This is a genomic window from Arthrobacter sp. Soil_C_60 (assembly GCF_057656375.1).
Window position 1 is genome coordinate 201668 of the sequence record NZ_JBDGKM010000002.1, and the last position, 15080, is coordinate 216747.

Sequence of the window (15080 nt, forward strand, 5' to 3'; positions counted from 1 at the left end):
CCACCTACATCAGCAGGTTGTGCAGCGGGATCTCCGTGGCTTCCGGCATGGTGGTGAACCCGCCCTCCACACCCTTCTGCAGCAAGGGCATGAGAGTGCTGTCGCGGAAAGACTCCCAGCTCTCCTTCGACTCGTGGACGGCGATGACCCTCCAGCCTCCATCGGACGGACCGGCGGCGTGGAAGATCTGCCCCGGCGGGCGCAGCCCCTCGCCCGGATGGGCCGCTGCCACCGATGCCTCGTACTGGTCCTTGGTGCCGCCGGGAAAGAAATGCACGATTGCGTAGGCTGATGTTTCCATTAGTGTCTCCTTCGACTGTTGGGATGAACCAATCGTGACTCTGTAGCGCCGGGCAGACAATAGGCCTTCCGCCAGACCACGGCTCCCACATGACGGGGTGCCCCGTATAGGGCTAAAGTCCCTAGTAATCCGCCCCGCTGAATCGTTATCCTAAACGTGACGCATCAACAAACCACGGCTTCGTTGGGGAGGCCGTGGTTTGTTGATGAAGGTTGGGGGAATCCGTGTGGAGTCTGGCGTGTTGGGGAACAACAGGCTCCACACAACCCCCGCCGCGCGCCAGTCGACGCAGGAGCACGCAAACGCGTAGCCACCCTTAGACTTAGCCGACTTCCCCCTGCCCCATGTACGATCCAAAGAACATTTATTTCGATGTGGGGGCAGAATAAATATGGATCATTCGGGGGCACCTCCCAAGCGCAACGTTGCGATTTTCCTTGACATGGAAAACCTCATGGGCGGGTATCAAAAGGACGTCGCCTCGGTTCCCATCGGCAGCATAGTTAGAGAAGTACAAAATGTGGTTCAAAGCCGCGGCGTAGGATCACTCGTTGCCTTAACCAGGGCGTATGCCAATTGGGGCCGAGCTGACATGGCACCCTATCGACGGGAAATGCTGGAAAACGGTGTAGAGCCTGTACAGGTCTTTTCGTTCAATCAAGATGTCAAAAACGCTGCAGATATTGAACTCGTGGTTGACGCCCTTGAGGTTGCGGCCGATTCCCCATGGGTCGACGTTTTTGTCATCGTCAGCGGTGACGGCGGGTATATCCCTTTGATACGGCGGCTTCACGTCTTGGGCAAATACACGATGGTTGTCACGACATCCCATTTTGCTTCTGGCACGGTCAGTAAGCTCTTGCGCTCAGCGGCGGATCACTTTCACACGATTCAACTGGATGGCGGAGCGGCAGCGGAAAGTAGCGTAACGGCCGAAACCAATCGCATTCCGACTATCACTGAATACAAACAGTCGATCAACGCATTCCTGAAAAAGGATCCCACGCTCACCGTTAATGGCCTCGTACACGGCTCCCAATTAGGAAACCTACTCCGTAAACGTTGGCCCGACGTAGATTACAAAAATTTCGGCCACCGAACGTTGGGGTCTTTTGTGGAAGAACACTGCGGCAGGCAAATGTTTCGCCCAAACAGCGCTAACCTCGCCCCGGCCGCACGTGAATTAGCGAGCGTCCGCTAGCAGACCGCTGCGCGGTGCTCAGGTGACGATCGCGAACAACGACGGCGGGTGGTTACGTTGCGCTGCCACTCGGCGCTCGGTACTGGAACCGGCCTCGGTCCTCGGCATTGCGCCATCCACGTTAGATTGATAGGACCATCGCTGCGCAAGGAGTTCTTCATGGCCCGCCCCCGTTCCCCACTCTTGTCGGTCGACGCCATTGTCGATACGGCACTGGAACTAGTGGACGAGGAAGGGGACTTCAGCTTTCCCAAGGTCGCCCGACGGCTGGGCGTGAGCCAGTCTGCGCTGTACAACCACATTGATAACCGGGAGCACATCATTGAGTTGATGCGTGGAAAGACGTTTTCCCGTGTTGTAGGAGTCAATCTTGACAATATGTCCTGGGAGGACGCGCTGCGGACGCTGGTGCGCAACTACCGCGACTGCCTACTCCCCCACCCCCGCTTGGTCCCGATGCTGATCACCCAGACGGTGCAGGATCTGGGCGTGATCTCGTCCTACGAAGACATGGCCCAGGTGCTGGGACGAGCCGGCGTCCCCAACGAGGAAATCGTTCCCGCCATTAACACGATCGACTATCTGGCTTTGGGCTCGGCTCTTGAGCTCACCGCGCCGGAAGTGGTTTGGAATCTGCCACCGGGACGCTTCCCCGCCTTCACCCAGGCGATCTCCAACCTCGGCACCGCCGAGGAACGAGCGGAGGCAGCGTTCGCCTTCGGGCTGGATCTGCTCATCGCCGGCGTGCGCGAGAAGGCGTTGAAAAAGATTTCCTGAAAGCCTTTCACCAAACTCTTGAAATCCGAGAAGTGTGCCCACATAATAATGAAAGCCTTTCATTTAGTGATGGCTCCCACACCTTCTCCGACCGATGGAGGACAGCTATGTCCAACGATTCCTCAACTACGCATTCGACACGCGTACCGCTGACTGCCACCCGCGCAGTTTCTATTTTCGGCATCAGCGTGGTCGGATTCATGACCGCGAACCTGGTCCCGATCATGCTCGTAGCCCTCATCGAGGAGCTCGCATTCTCAGCAACATCCGCCGGCGCACTGCTGACTGGCTCCCTGCTGGCCTGTGCAACCACCTGCCTCCTGACGTCACGTTGGGCATCCCTCGACGGACGTTATGTCATCGCACGGAGCGGACTCGCATTGTCGGCTTTAGGTTTCGGTGCCGCAGCCTTCATCCCCTCCGCTCCGGTGGTCATTGCAGGCGTACTCCTCGGCGGCTTGGGAAGCGGCGGGGCTGTTTCCGCAAGTGGAGCCGCTTTGGGTGCCTTGCGCAATCCTGACCGGGCTTCGGGCATCAGCGGGTTCGCCAATCGGGCGTTGGTCTCCGTGGTCCTCTTCGCCATACCGGCCCTTGGCGCCGGGATGGGCAGCGCCTTCGGCCTGCTTGCGGGCCTGGCCTTGGCCGCGCTCTTCACCACAGGATGGCTACCGGATCGCCCCGCCGTCGAAGCACCTGTTGTAGCAGCAACAACCAGCTCGCCCGCGGCGTCCCAGCGCAAGACAACAGTTGCCGGCCTGGCCCTGCTGGCATGCTTCGCCCTCTGGGCGCTGAGCGAAGATTCGCTGTGGGCCGTGGCAGCCACGATGGGTGCCGAACAGGCCCGGCTCGACGAAACGGGAATGGGCTTGGTCTTGAGCCTGTCAACCCTCGGCGGATTGATCGCCTCCGCCCTGGTCGGAGTAGCCGGCGGACGGTTGGGCCGAACCGTTCCCCTTGCCGTCGCCCTGATAGCCGGCGGCGCCCTGAAATTCGTTTCCGGAATGGTTACCGATCCCGGCTGGTACATGGTGGTCATCATCGCCTGGAACACCATCTACATGCTCTCCTTCATCTACGTCGTCGCTACTGCGGCAGCGCTCGACGCAACGGGCCGCTGGTCGGCACCGGTTCTCGGGGTCTACCTCATCGGTTCCTCGTTCGCCCCCGTCTTCGGCACCTCCATTTCAACGGCCGCCGGCTACACCACCTTGGGAATGGTATTGGCAGGCATGACCTTTGTCCTGCTGGTTCCCTTCCTCATCATCTCCAGGTTCTCCGTGCGCGCTGAAGCCGCCCAGGGCGCAACCACCCCCGAAATAAACCTCAACCAGGCAGCGATTGCCTGATGTCCCATACCCACCAGTTAGGAAGCTTCCCCATGCGCACGCTCTACACCAACGGCACCGTCTTTACCGCGGACGGAGGCAATGCCGAAGCTTTCGTCGTCGAAGGTTCCCGCTTCGCGTACGTCGGCGATGAGGCCGGCGCCCGCGAGTTTGCCGGAGTAGAAACTGACGAGGTTGATCTGGAGGGCGGCTTTGCGCTCCCCGGATTCATCGATGCCCACACCCACCTGCTGATGACGGGACAGGCCCTGCAAAAGGCCGCCCTGCGCGACGCGGCGAACCTGGCCGAGCTGCAGGATCGCCTGCGCCAGGCCGTCCTGGATTCCCCGGAAGCACCGCGCATCCTCGGCGCCGGCTGGCTCTACAGCACCCTCGCCGGCCACGCCCCCACCAAGGAACTGCTTGATGCCGCCGTTCCGGACCGCCCGGTCTATCTGGATGCGAATGATCTGCACTCCATGTGGCTCAACAGCGCGGCCTTGAAGGAACTGGGGATCGACTACTCCACGCCGGATCCGATCGGCGGCCGCATAGGACGCGATCCCGTGACCGGTGCGGCGGACGGCATGCTGTACGAAACAGCTGCCCAGCAGATCGCCTGGCCGGCCCTCGCCCGGATGGCCTCCGATGCGGACCGGGACTCGCAGTTGGAGGAAGCATTCATGAACTACCTTGCATCCGGTGTGACCAGTGCTGTGGACATGGCTGTGCAAGAGGACGACCTGGCGGCCTTTCAACGCGCCCTGCAGCGACACGGCGGCCGCCTGCCGTTGCGCGTCAAGGGACACTGGCTGGTCTCGCGCCGGGAATCCACGGACCAGAATCTGGCCCAGGTTGCCGAGGCCGTGCGCCTGGCTGAGGAGGTCTCGGGCGACTGGCTGCGCATGTGCGGGATCAAGATCGTGGTGGACGGCGTCATCGACAGCTGCACCGCGGCCATGAAGGAGCCGTACAGCGACGGCAGCACCTGCGAGCCGATTTGGGACCGGGCCTCCCTGGCTCCTGTTGTGATCGCCGCCGACGCCGCCGGACTGCAGATCGCCCTGCACGCCATCGGCGACGAAGCCTCCGACATCGCCCTGGACGCCCTGGAGGAGGCCTACCGGACCAACGGTCCCCGCGACCGACGGCACCGGATCGAACACCTGGAAGCGGTGACTGAAGCCAACGTCCGCCGCCTGACCCGCCTGGGCGTGGTCGCCTCCATGCAACCGGTCCATGCCGACCCCTCGATCCAGGAGAACTGGCAGGCCATGCTGGGCGACCACCGGACGGAGCGGGCCTACCCGTGGACCGAATTTACGGACGCCGGCGCCACCCTGGCCCTGAGCAGCGACGCTCCCACCGCCCCGCACCACCCGCTGCCCAACATGTACGTAGCCGCGACGCGACGCTCGGCTTTGAACCCTGCCCTGCCGGCCAACCTGCCCGGCTATGCCCTGGATCTGGCCGACGCCCTGTGCCATGCCACCCGCGACGCGGCCTACTCCTGCCGGTCGGAGAACAAGGAAGGCCGAATCGCCGTCGGCCATTTCGCCGATTTCACCGTTCTCGAGGCCAACCCGCTCGCCGCTGACCCGGCCGAACTCCTGACCAACAGTGCCCGCCTCACCGTCGTAGCAGGACGCATCGCCTACCGCACGGCCACGGAGGAGCTGGTGTCGGGGATCCAATGAGCCTGGAGCTGGCCACAAACTAAGTACGACGGCGGGTGGTTGCGTTGCGCAGCCTCCCGCCGTTCCGCGCCGGGCGTCACGGCCGCATCAAGAATTCCTGCGCGAATCACGACTGCATAACTGTCCTTGTGGGCCCTGATTCCGCGCGCCTAATCTGGAATTTAGGGACGTGCAGCAGGGCTGTGAGGCCCTTTACCCGCAGGAGGGATTGCCATGAAAGCAGAAGCCGCTGGGGCAGGCCACTACGAAAGCGGCCGGGACCATCCGGCTCGGCAAACCAGGCTTGGCGGGGTGAAAATAGGCTCCGCCTTCTTCGGTTGGATGACAGCAACCGGCATTTTCGTCCTGCTGGCCGGACTCGCTGCTGGAATCGGCGCCGTCTTCGGCGTCGCCGGCAGCGCCGACCCAAGCACCATTGCCCAACAAGCGGGACAAGACCTGACGAGCGTCAGCATCATCGGTGCGGTGATTCTGGCGGTCATCATCTTCCTCGCGTACTTTTCCGGCGGCTACGTCGCCGGCCGCATGGCGCGGTACGACGGAGCCAGGCAGGGTGTCGCCGTCTGGCTTTGGGCCGTCGTCGTAGCGGGAATCATCGCCGCGCTTGGAACCGTGACCGGCACGGTGTCCGGAGCGCAACTGGACGTCCCGGCCCTCCTCGCCAGCTTCCCCGGGGTTCCGTTCAACGAGGGGACCATGACGACCGGCGGAATAGTGGTGCTGATCGGCATCGGACTGCTGTCGCTGGTGGCCGCCGTCCTGGGCGGCAAGGCCGGCATGCACTATCACCGCAAGGTCGATCAGACCGAGGCGAGCGGCTACACGGACTGGAACGCGGACGGCAGCGGCGCCTGACCTCAGCTTCCAGACGAACGACGGCGAGTGGTTGCGTTACGCAGCCACTCGCCGTCGTTCTGTAAACCTATGTTCGTTCTAACGACATTCAGGCCTACGCCGAAGACCAACAGGCGATTGTGGTCAGTACGATCGGAATCATGATGATGCTGATGACGTCCAGCCACAGTCCGCCGCGTATCATGTCCTCATCCGGCGCGAGATGGCCAAAACGGCCTCTCGCGAAAAACGAGCCAGGCGTGTCCTCTCGTCACCGGGATTCTGCGGATTCGCGAGCTTCTGCGCCTGCCACCGTAGGCACTGTGGCCCTACCCGCGGAGGAACGCACGACCAGCGTGGCAATACCGGCCAGTGCCAGTGGAATCGCCAGCGCCATGAAATATCCGGATACGCCGAAGCCGGCCAAGATCAGTCCGCCTAGGGCTGACCCCACGATGGAGCCTAGCCTGCCGATACCTATGCCCCATCCAGTGGCGGTTGCCCGGAGCTGCGTAGGGTACGCATTGGCAATCAGGTAATTCAGAGCCAATTGCTGTCCTCCGACTCCGAACCCGGCCAGACCGATCAAGATGAAAACGAGAGCGAAATTCGTCCCGGCAAGACCCAGGCCTAACGCAATTAGAACGCCAGCGGCAAACATAGCCAGCAAAAGCTTCCGAGCGTCTACTTTCGGCAGCAGAATCGACAGCGGAATTGCGAACAGAATAAACGCCCCGTTGACCGTCACGGTGCCCATAGCCGCTTGCGAATCTTCGAGCCCGAGACTCTGAAGGGCGGTGGGCATCCAAAGAAGCAGCAGGTACCAGGCGATCCAGTTCAGTAAGTAGGTGGCGAAAATCGCGATGGTGACCTTGCGGTACTGCGTAGAGAAAAGTGCGGTGATTGAACTACGTTCGTTCTTCTTCTCCTCGCTTACTATTACGACATCGGAGGCAACCGGCTGGCCGGAAACGCTGGACATGATTTTGCGCGCCTGGACATCGGCCGCAGCTGTGCCTTTGGTCGCGAGGAAGACCGGAGATTCGGGCAGCAGTTTCAGGCACACCAGCAGAAGTGCCAACGGCAGTACACCACCGATGAGGAAGATGCCGCGCCAACCGACCACAGGGAGCCAAGCGGCCGCCACCAGACCGCCAAGCAGTGCGCCGCCCGGCAGCCCCAGCAAAACCAGTGTCATGAATGTGCCTCGCCGGTTCTTGGGACTAAATTCAGCGGTGAGTGCCAACAGGGCGGGAGTAGCACCGCCCATTCCCAAACCAATCAAGAATCGCAGCAAAACGATCTGCTCGAGTGTCTGAGCGAACGCGCCAACCAGCGAGAATACGCCGAAAAGTGCCAGCGCCAGCAGAATAGTTTTCTTCCGCCCTATCCTGTCCCCGAAGGTTCCCAACGTCATGGCACCCAGCGCCATGCCGATGGTGCTAGCGGTGATGACCCAGGTCATGTCGGTTGCCTGCAGAGCGAAGTCCTCTGCAATGGCAGGACCGATGAATGCGATGGACTGAGTATCGAATCCGTCTAGGAGGGCGATCACGAAACAAAGGATGATGATAGTCCAACGTTTGGAACCCATCACGGTGGTATCGATAACGTCCTGAACGTTATAGGTGCGCTGAGTCACTATTTGACTTTCTGTGGGGGCCGGGTCATCAATTTGACCCGTAAGAAATGGGGCAGGGTCGCATTTGCATTTCAAGGGAGTGGTCGCTTGAGCAGCCGGCGATTCGTTTGGGAACCGCATTCTGCCGATCGGCTTAGAACGTATTGCGAGTCAGGTCACCACAGTAGGTAATTCCGGCTACAGAGAGAAATAGATAATACGGCACCATTGAAACGATTTAGATATCACCGAACATGTTCGAAGGCCCGACAGGCAGTTGGCACTGGCCTCCGGTACGCGCTCGTTCTGCTCTCCAGATAGTTATTCCTTAGAAGAGTGACAAAGCCGCCGTCGTCCTGACCGAATACGTCCTCTGTGACTATCCCGCAGTTGCAGGGTCCAATACATACGTTGCGGTTGACCAGGACAAGCAGGGTTCATCCCTTCTCATCGGAGTCTGTCGGTTCGGTCTATCCAAACCGGACCGGCAGCGTTTGATATCGCGTCCATAGCGGCAGCGGTTCAAGCGTGAGCTCGGAGCGGTCAACGGCCAGCCGCAGGTTGGGATTGCGTTCGAACAGGATGCCCAGTGCAACCCGGGTCTCCAGCCGGGCCAGGTTCGCCCCGAGGCAGTAGTGCACTCCGTGGCCGAACGAGAGGTGGTTGTTGGGGCGGCGGTCAATATCGAAGCGGTCCGGATCCTCGAACACTTCCGGGTCGCGGTTGGCCGCCTGCGTCAGCGGTACCGCTGACGCCCCGGCTGGAATGGTGACGCCGTGCCAGACCACGTCGGTGGTCGCGGTGACCGGTTCGGTTCCCCCGACCGGGCTGTTGTAGCGCAGCACTTCGTCGACGGCGCCACGCCAGAGTTCGTCGTCGTCGTTCGCGGAGCGCAGCCGCGCAAGCTCATCCGGGTGATCAAGCAGTGTGACCACGGCGTTGGTGATCAGGTTGTAGGTGGTCTCGTATCCCGCGGTGATCAGCAGGAACGCCATGGCCAGCAGTTCGTTCTCGTCAAGGCGGTCGCCTTCTTCTTCGGCATGGATCAAACCTGTCAGGATGTCCTCACCAGGCTCGGTCCGCTTATGTTCGATCAGCTCACGGACCAGTTCGGTCATCTCGTTGACTTCCCGGACCCAGCTGTCCTTGCCGTAGTCGAACCCACCGGCGATCAGTGCCTGCGCGCCCCTTTGGAAGCGGTCCCGGTCGGCGTGCGGAACCCCCATCATCTCGTTGATGACGGTGGAAGGGATGGGCAACGCGAACTGCTCGCGCAGATCTGCGGTCCCCATCTGTTCGAGCCCGTCAAGCAGGCCGTGGGCCAGCTCGGCCACCCGTTCACCGATCCGGGCAAACGCCCGCGACGTAAACGGCTTGACCACGAGCATACGCAGCCGCCGATGAGCCGGATCGTCCATCATGATCATGCTGTAGGTAGTCAGCAGCTTCAGAGGTTCCCGCGCCGCCTCCGGGAACTGCTCCAGGAAGCCCGGACCGTTCCCGCCCGGCGAGCGCTGGAACCGATCGTCGGTCAGCAGTGCCCGGCAGTCCGCGTGGCGGGAGACCATCCACACGTCCTGGTCGCTCACATACGCCAATCGTCCGCGGTATACAGGGGCGTTTTCCCGCAGCCATGCGTAGTGGGCATAGGGGTCGGCCAGGAACTCCGGGCTCCCCACCATGATCGGATGTCTGACTACCTCTTGAGGAGTTGCCATGATGACTCCCGGAATTCGCTTTGGATGCGTCTGCTGGCTGGGTATCACCATTGTGGCCCCGGGCCCTCGTGGTTCCAAGGGCACCTGCGCTGAAGCCTCCCGATTATCGGCCATGCGTGTGGTACGTTTCTGGCGTGGCTACGACATCCCGCCAGGGCGCGCTCTTGCTCGCCGGCGCGATTATCACGGAAGTAGCGGGCTCGCTGTCGCTTAAGGGTGCCTTGACCAACCCTCTACTCTACGCCGTGGTTGTGGTCGGCTACGTCGCCGCCTTCGTGTTGCTGGCCGCTGTTCTCCGCACAGGCATGGCTATCGGCGTCGCGTATGGAATTTGGGGCGCCACAGGGGTGGCGCTCACGGCGATCCTGTCACTGATCATTTTCGGCGAGCCCCTCACCCTGCTGATGGGGATAGGCATCCTCGTGATCATCGCCGGAGTGCTGTGCGTCGAACTGGGCTCCCAAGCTGCTCACAGGAGGGCAGCACCAGTGAACAGCGAAGTGGTTTGATGGCCTGGCTGTTCCTGATCGGTGCCATCATATTCGAAGTCGCCGGTACGCTCTCACTGCGCATGGCGGTCACCGCAGCAAAGCGCTGGTACATCAGCGTGGTCGCCGGCTACCTGCTCGCCTTCAGCTTGCTTGCGCTTACGCTCGCCAACGGCATAGCTCTGGGCGTGGCTTACGGGATCTGGACCGCCGCCGGCGTGGCCCTCACCGCGGTGATCGGCAGATTCCTGTTCGACGAGCCCTTCACCTGGCTGATGGGTCTCGGCATTGTTCTCATCATGGGCGGTGTACTGCTCATCGAACTGGGCAATCCCGCCCATTAGCCATGGAAGAACGGCGGCGAAGACCATCGGACCCAGCGTTGTTGGTGGACCGGCCGCCGCACAATAGGCCCGATGCTAGATTAGCGGCCCGTTGTCAAGACTTGAGCAGTTCTTGGGCGAATATTGAGGCTTTTTTGTCAGGTACATGCGCCTGAGCAGCGGTTTTTCTTGAGGTTAGCCCGCGAAAGTGGATCCAGAGCAGATCAGCTTCTCGACTCACTACCAAAGGGGCACATCATGAAGAAGTTCACCGCACGCAAAAAGCGCGTAGCCATCACGACCGCAGCCCTCGTCGCCATCGGCGGCGGCGCAGCCTTCGCCTACTGGACCACGACGGGCACAGGCACCGGTAGCGCCACGACCGGAACCACTGTGCCCTTCACAGTCACCAGCACGACGGCGACCGGCGGGCCACTCACACCGGGCGGTCCCAGCCAGACCGTCGCCTTCAACGTCAAGAACCCCGGCACCGGCGTTCAACACCTGACTGATGTCGAAGTGACCGTCGCCAAAGCGGACGGCACGCCGTGGGCTGATCCCAACGGATGCTCGTCTGCGGACTACGAAGTTGGCACTGTGGATATCACCAGGGGTGATATAGCGCCCGGCGATACGGTCCCGGGCACCGTGACGATCACGATGAAGAACCTACCCACGAACCAGAATGCTTGCAAGGGCCTGGCCGTGCCACTGCACTTCGCCGCCAGCTAACCTAGCCGCCTGTACCTCCCGGCCCGCTTGACCTTCATGTCGCGGGTCGGGAGCCGTGTTTCTAGCAATGAGTCCGGAAGGTCGAGATGCTCGTGCCCAGCCAGCCCGCCGTGCCCGAATCCCCTCCCGGGGTCCGGGCCAGTGCGCTGCCTTTGAGGCGCCTGTTACGATCCAGCGTGATCATCGTCGCTGTCTGGTTCCTTGCGGTTGTTCTGGGTGCGGGGCCAGCCTCGGCCTACTGGACGGCGACAGGATCCGTGACCGCGGAGGTGTCGACCGGAACGCTGTCGGCACCGACTGCCGTAACGGTTTCCCTGATCGGCGCTTCCACTATCCCTGTCAGCTGGACGGCATCTTCGGGTACTCCGATCCCGGAGGGTTACTACGTCACGCGCGCCAGCAGCAACGGGACGGCCGTGCCGGCCTGCGGAACCAGTTCGACTGTTCTGGTCACGGGAACTTCCTGCACCGATACCGCCCTGGCGGCGGGCACCTTTACCTACACCGTGACAGCGGTCTACAAGTCCTGGACTGCTGCCAGCGTACCCAGCGGTGCCGTTACCGTCGTTGCGGCGAACAAACTGGCTTTCACCACCCCGCCCAGCGGGGCTACGGCCGGCGCCCCCATTAGCCCCGCCGTGGCGGTGAGCCTGCAGTCGGTGCTGGGCACCACTGTCGAGGCTGCCGGTGTTCCCATCACCGTGTCCTTGGGCGGACTGAACCTCAACGGTGCCAGACTCTCAGGAACGCTGACCACCCTGACCAACGCCCAGGGGGTAGCCGTCTTTAACGACTTGTCCATCGACAAGGCAGGCCTCGGCTTCACGCTGACGGCTACCAGTCCGGGACTGTTGGATGCAACGAGCACCCCCTTCACCGTCAGCGCCCCGTTGCCGGCTTCCAAGCTGGCAATCACCACGCCGCCTGTTTCAGGTCCCGCATCCACCACTGCGTCTCTGGGGCCGGTGACCCTGCAACTGCAGGACGCGTCAGGAAATTCCGCTCCTGCGCCGGCCGGAGGTACTGTCGTGGCCTTGTCGTCGAACTCCACCGGAACCAAAGTCTTCTCTGCCACCGCCAGCGGCACGCCCATCACGAGCCTAACGATCCCGGCCGGTTCCTCCACCGCGTCCTTCTACTACGGCGACACAAAAGCCGGCACCCCAACCCTCACCATCAGCGCCAACGGCCTGACCAGCGCCACCCAGACCGCAAACGTCAGCGCAGCAACCGCCTCCAAAGTGGTATTCACTTCTGCGCCGGTCACCGGAACCGCTTCCGCAACGGCAACCCTCGGCCCGACCACCGTGCAGCGCCAGGACACGTTCGGCAACCCCGTCACCTCCGGAGCCACCACATTGGCCCTGTCGTCGAGCTCCACCGGAAGCAAGGTCTTCTCCGCGACCACCGGCGGCACGCCCACCACAAGCGTCAACATCCCGGCCGGCTCCTCCACCGCGTCCTTCTACTACGGCGACACCAAAGCCGGCACCCCAACCCTCACTGTCAGCGGCAACGGCCTGACCAGCGCCGCCCAGACCGCAACCGTCAACGCAGCAACCGCCTCCAAAGTGGTATTCACTTCTGTCCCGGTCATCGGAACCGCTTCCGCAACGGCAACCCTCGGCCCGGCCACCGTGCAGCGCCAGGACACGTTCGGCAACCCCGTCACCTCCGGAACCACCACGTTGACGCCGTCATCGAACTCCACCGGAAGCAAGGTCTTCTCCATCACCTCGGGCGGCGCGCCCATCACGAGCGTGACGATCCCGGCCGGATCGTCCACGGCGTCGTTCTACTACGGTGACACCAAAGCCGGCACCCCGACCCTCACCGCCAGCGCCAACGGCCTGACCAGCGCCACCCAGACCGCAACCGTCACGCCAGCCCCCGCAGCCAAGCTGATGTTCGGTCAGCAGCCACCCAGCACGGTGAGGGGAGGCCAGGTCATCACGCCTGCTGTCACCGTACTGATCGCGGACGCTTTCGGGAATCAAACGACAGGAACGGTGCAGGTAACGATGAAGAAGGGCACTTCTCCCGGAGATCTCAAGGGATCCCTAACGGTTACTGCCGTCAACGGCATCGCTACCTTCAGCGATCTGTATATCGCAGGGCAAGCTACTGCATCCCACGTCCTCATAGCCTCTGCACCAGGTTTTGCAGACATCACCAGCAATCCGTTCACCGCCAACTGATCAATCCGCCGCAGCAGGAAGGCCTCCGATGAACTGTGACCAGCTCGCCGCCACCGGCCTGCCTATAACGGCGCTGATAGCACTGGCCGTCGCCTTCGTGACTGCCGGCCTGATGTTGGTGGCCGCGGCCCGCCGACGAATCGGCACCAGGCGGGGAGGCATCACTGTCCTGCTGCTGTTACTGCTTTTTGCTGGCGGCTCCGGCGCCGAGGTTCCAGTGCATGCCGCGCCTGACTGCGGCCCGGCGACCCACGGCACGGTAGGAACCGGGCCGGACGAGGATGTCACGGCTGAGCAGATCTCGATGATCACCGGCATAGCCCCCGGAGTCGAGCCCGCACTCATCACTGGGACCGTGACCAACGGCAGCACGGAAACCAGATACATCACGTCGGTTACTGCCAGGATCAGCTCCGTGGTTACGGCCCCCAGTGCGGCACCTGGAACGTGCGACGTCAGCGACTACATCCTGACCGACGTACAAATGCCAGTGCACCGCGCTCTGGCACCAGGAGAAAAAGCGGTATTCACCGGCGCGAAAATCGGCTTCAACAACAAATCCATCAACCAGGACGCCTGCAAACTTGCCACCGTGGACCTCAGATACGACGTTGCCTGAGGCCACCCCGCTTGCCATCCGAACTTCATCCAAAACGACGACGGCGGGTGGTTGCGTTGCGCTTCCACCCGCCGTTCCGTTCGGTTCGTTTATTGAGAACCAGCGCCAACTGTCATGCCAGGACTTCGCACTCGTTCACTGTGAGTTCGGCAAGGATGTCGGTGTCCACCTCGACACCGAGGCCGGGGCGTTCGGTGATCTGGACATCGGGCAGAACGTACTGCAGGTCCCCCGGTTCCTTCGCGAACTTCATTGGACCGGATAGCTCGGTAGAAACTATGTTGGGGTGGCTCAGGGCCAGATGGAACCCCGCAGCCGAAGCGATGCTGGTCTCCAACATGGAACCGATCTGAACTTTGAGTCCGCCGAGTTCAGCTTGCGTAGCCATTCGGTGGCAGGGCGTGATGCCTCCGCTCTTCATGAGCTTCAGGTTGACCATGTCCACAGAGCGGTCGCGGACGAACCGAGCAAGGTCGCCGGCATCCACCACGGATTCGTCGGCCATGAGCCGTGCGCTCGTGTCTTGTCGGAGCAGTCGGAATCCGTCGATGTCATCGGCGAAGATTGGCTGCTCTACCCAATCGATGCCGAACGGTTCAAGGGCCCGGATCATGACGCGCGCCGTAGCCGGATCACCCCACCCCTGATTCGCGTCCACGCGGATGGCCAGGTCGTCCCCGATAGCTGCCCGCACCGCCCGGACGCGCTCCACGTCCTTTCCGTCGTCGCTGCCGAGCTTCATCTTGAGGTGCCGGTAACCTTCGTTTCGTGCCTGGACCGCCTGTTCGGCGAGCACCTCGGGCTCCAGAATGCTCATCACCCTGGCGATCGTCGGCTGCTCTGGCCGGCGGCCTCCCAGGAGTGCGTAGATGGGGCGGCCGGCAGCTTTGCCGGCCAGATCCCAACAGGCAATGTCGACGGCGGCCTTCGCCGCACCGCACCCCTTCAACGACTGATCGAGCCGCTGATGGATGGCGGTAATATCCCGCGGGTCCATCCCGAGGATGGCGGGAATCAGCTCGGTCTTGAGGGCTTCGACCGTTCCGGTCGGCGTTTCTCCGGTGATGTGTCCATCCGGAACGCTTTCACCGTAGCCCACCAGTCCGTCGTCGGTCTCAAGGGTCAAGATGATGCTCGGCATCGAATCGTAGGTGGCATAAGAAACCACGAAGGGTTCCAGCAGCGGAACATCGATGAGCGCGATGGTGGCACGGGAAATTTTCATTCGGAACTCGCAATTCAAGAT

14 protein-coding genes are annotated in these 15080 nt (G+C 62.1%); 10 read left to right on the top strand and 4 right to left on the bottom strand.

The window, feature by feature from the left end; genetic code table 11:
* Nucleotides 1-4: 4 nt before the first annotated feature.
* Nucleotides 5-301, bottom strand: a complete 297-nt coding sequence (locus AC3A4M_RS04665) for a hypothetical protein (RefSeq protein WP_498734248.1) — start codon at nucleotides 299-301, stop codon at nucleotides 5-7.
* 391 nt (nucleotides 302-692) lie between these two features.
* Between AC3A4M_RS04665 and AC3A4M_RS04670 the strand changes: the two genes are divergently transcribed.
* From AC3A4M_RS04670 to AC3A4M_RS04690, 5 genes are all read left to right on the top strand, one after another.
* Nucleotides 693-1502: an NYN domain-containing protein gene (locus AC3A4M_RS04670; RefSeq protein WP_498734249.1), complete on the top strand. Its 810-nt coding sequence runs from the start codon at nucleotides 693-695 to the stop codon at nucleotides 1500-1502.
* 159 nt (nucleotides 1503-1661) lie between these two features.
* Nucleotides 1662-2279 carry a TetR/AcrR family transcriptional regulator gene (locus AC3A4M_RS04675; protein ID WP_498734250.1) on the top strand — a complete coding sequence of 206 codons (618 nt, stop codon included), beginning with the start codon at nucleotides 1662-1664 and terminating at the stop codon, nucleotides 2277-2279.
* A gap of 107 nt (nucleotides 2280-2386) precedes the next feature.
* On the top strand, nucleotides 2387-3625 hold the full coding sequence (locus AC3A4M_RS04680; protein WP_498734251.1) for an MFS transporter: 1239 nt from the start codon (nucleotides 2387-2389) through the stop codon (nucleotides 3623-3625).
* 32 nt (nucleotides 3626-3657) lie between these two features.
* A complete protein-coding gene (locus tag AC3A4M_RS04685) occupies nucleotides 3658-5301 on the top strand; it encodes an amidohydrolase (RefSeq protein ID WP_498734252.1) in 1644 nt (547 codons plus the stop codon).
* Between the two features lie 213 nt (nucleotides 5302-5514).
* A complete protein-coding gene (locus AC3A4M_RS04690; protein ID WP_498734253.1) occupies nucleotides 5515-6156 on the top strand; it encodes a hypothetical protein in 642 nt (213 codons plus the stop codon).
* Between the two features lie 250 nt (nucleotides 6157-6406).
* Here AC3A4M_RS04690 and AC3A4M_RS04695 read toward each other — a convergent pair whose 3' ends face one another.
* Nucleotides 6407-7777 carry an MFS transporter gene (locus tag AC3A4M_RS04695; RefSeq protein WP_498734254.1) on the bottom strand — a complete coding sequence of 457 codons (1371 nt, stop codon included), beginning with the start codon at nucleotides 7775-7777 and terminating at the stop codon, nucleotides 6407-6409.
* Nucleotides 7778-8226: 449 nt separating this feature from the next.
* Nucleotides 8227-9474, bottom strand: a complete 1248-nt coding sequence (locus tag AC3A4M_RS04700) for a cytochrome P450 family protein (RefSeq protein WP_498734255.1) — start codon at nucleotides 9472-9474, stop codon at nucleotides 8227-8229.
* Between the two features lie 134 nt (nucleotides 9475-9608).
* Between AC3A4M_RS04700 and AC3A4M_RS04705 the strand changes: the two genes are divergently transcribed.
* From AC3A4M_RS04705 to AC3A4M_RS04725, 5 genes are all read left to right on the top strand, one after another.
* Nucleotides 9609-9983, top strand: coding sequence for a DMT family transporter (locus AC3A4M_RS04705; protein ID WP_498734256.1), 375 nt, complete (start codon nucleotides 9609-9611; stop codon nucleotides 9981-9983).
* Nucleotides 9983-10306 (top strand): DMT family transporter, encoded by a 324-nt coding sequence (locus AC3A4M_RS04710; RefSeq protein ID WP_498734257.1) that lies wholly within the window; start codon nucleotides 9983-9985, stop codon nucleotides 10304-10306. Before AC3A4M_RS04705 ends, AC3A4M_RS04710 begins: the two co-directional genes overlap by 1 nt.
* 237 nt (nucleotides 10307-10543) lie before the next feature.
* Nucleotides 10544-11017, top strand: a complete 474-nt coding sequence (locus AC3A4M_RS04715; protein ID WP_498734258.1) for a hypothetical protein — start codon at nucleotides 10544-10546, stop codon at nucleotides 11015-11017.
* Between the two features lie 176 nt (nucleotides 11018-11193).
* Complete coding sequence (locus AC3A4M_RS04720) at nucleotides 11194-13215, top strand: beta strand repeat-containing protein (protein ID WP_498734259.1); 2022 nt, start codon at nucleotides 11194-11196, stop codon at nucleotides 13213-13215.
* Between the two features lie 28 nt (nucleotides 13216-13243).
* The gene (locus AC3A4M_RS04725) at nucleotides 13244-13834 is read left to right on the top strand and encodes a hypothetical protein (RefSeq protein WP_498734260.1); all 591 of its coding nucleotides are present in this window, start codon (nucleotides 13244-13246) and stop codon (nucleotides 13832-13834) included.
* 112 nt (nucleotides 13835-13946) lie between these two features.
* On the opposite strand, the gene AC3A4M_RS04730 is transcribed toward AC3A4M_RS04725, so the two are convergent.
* Entirely contained in the window at nucleotides 13947-15059 is a 1113-nt protein-coding gene (locus AC3A4M_RS04730; protein WP_498734261.1) for a mandelate racemase/muconate lactonizing enzyme family protein, read from the bottom strand.
* Between the last annotated feature and the right edge of the window lie 21 nt (nucleotides 15060-15080).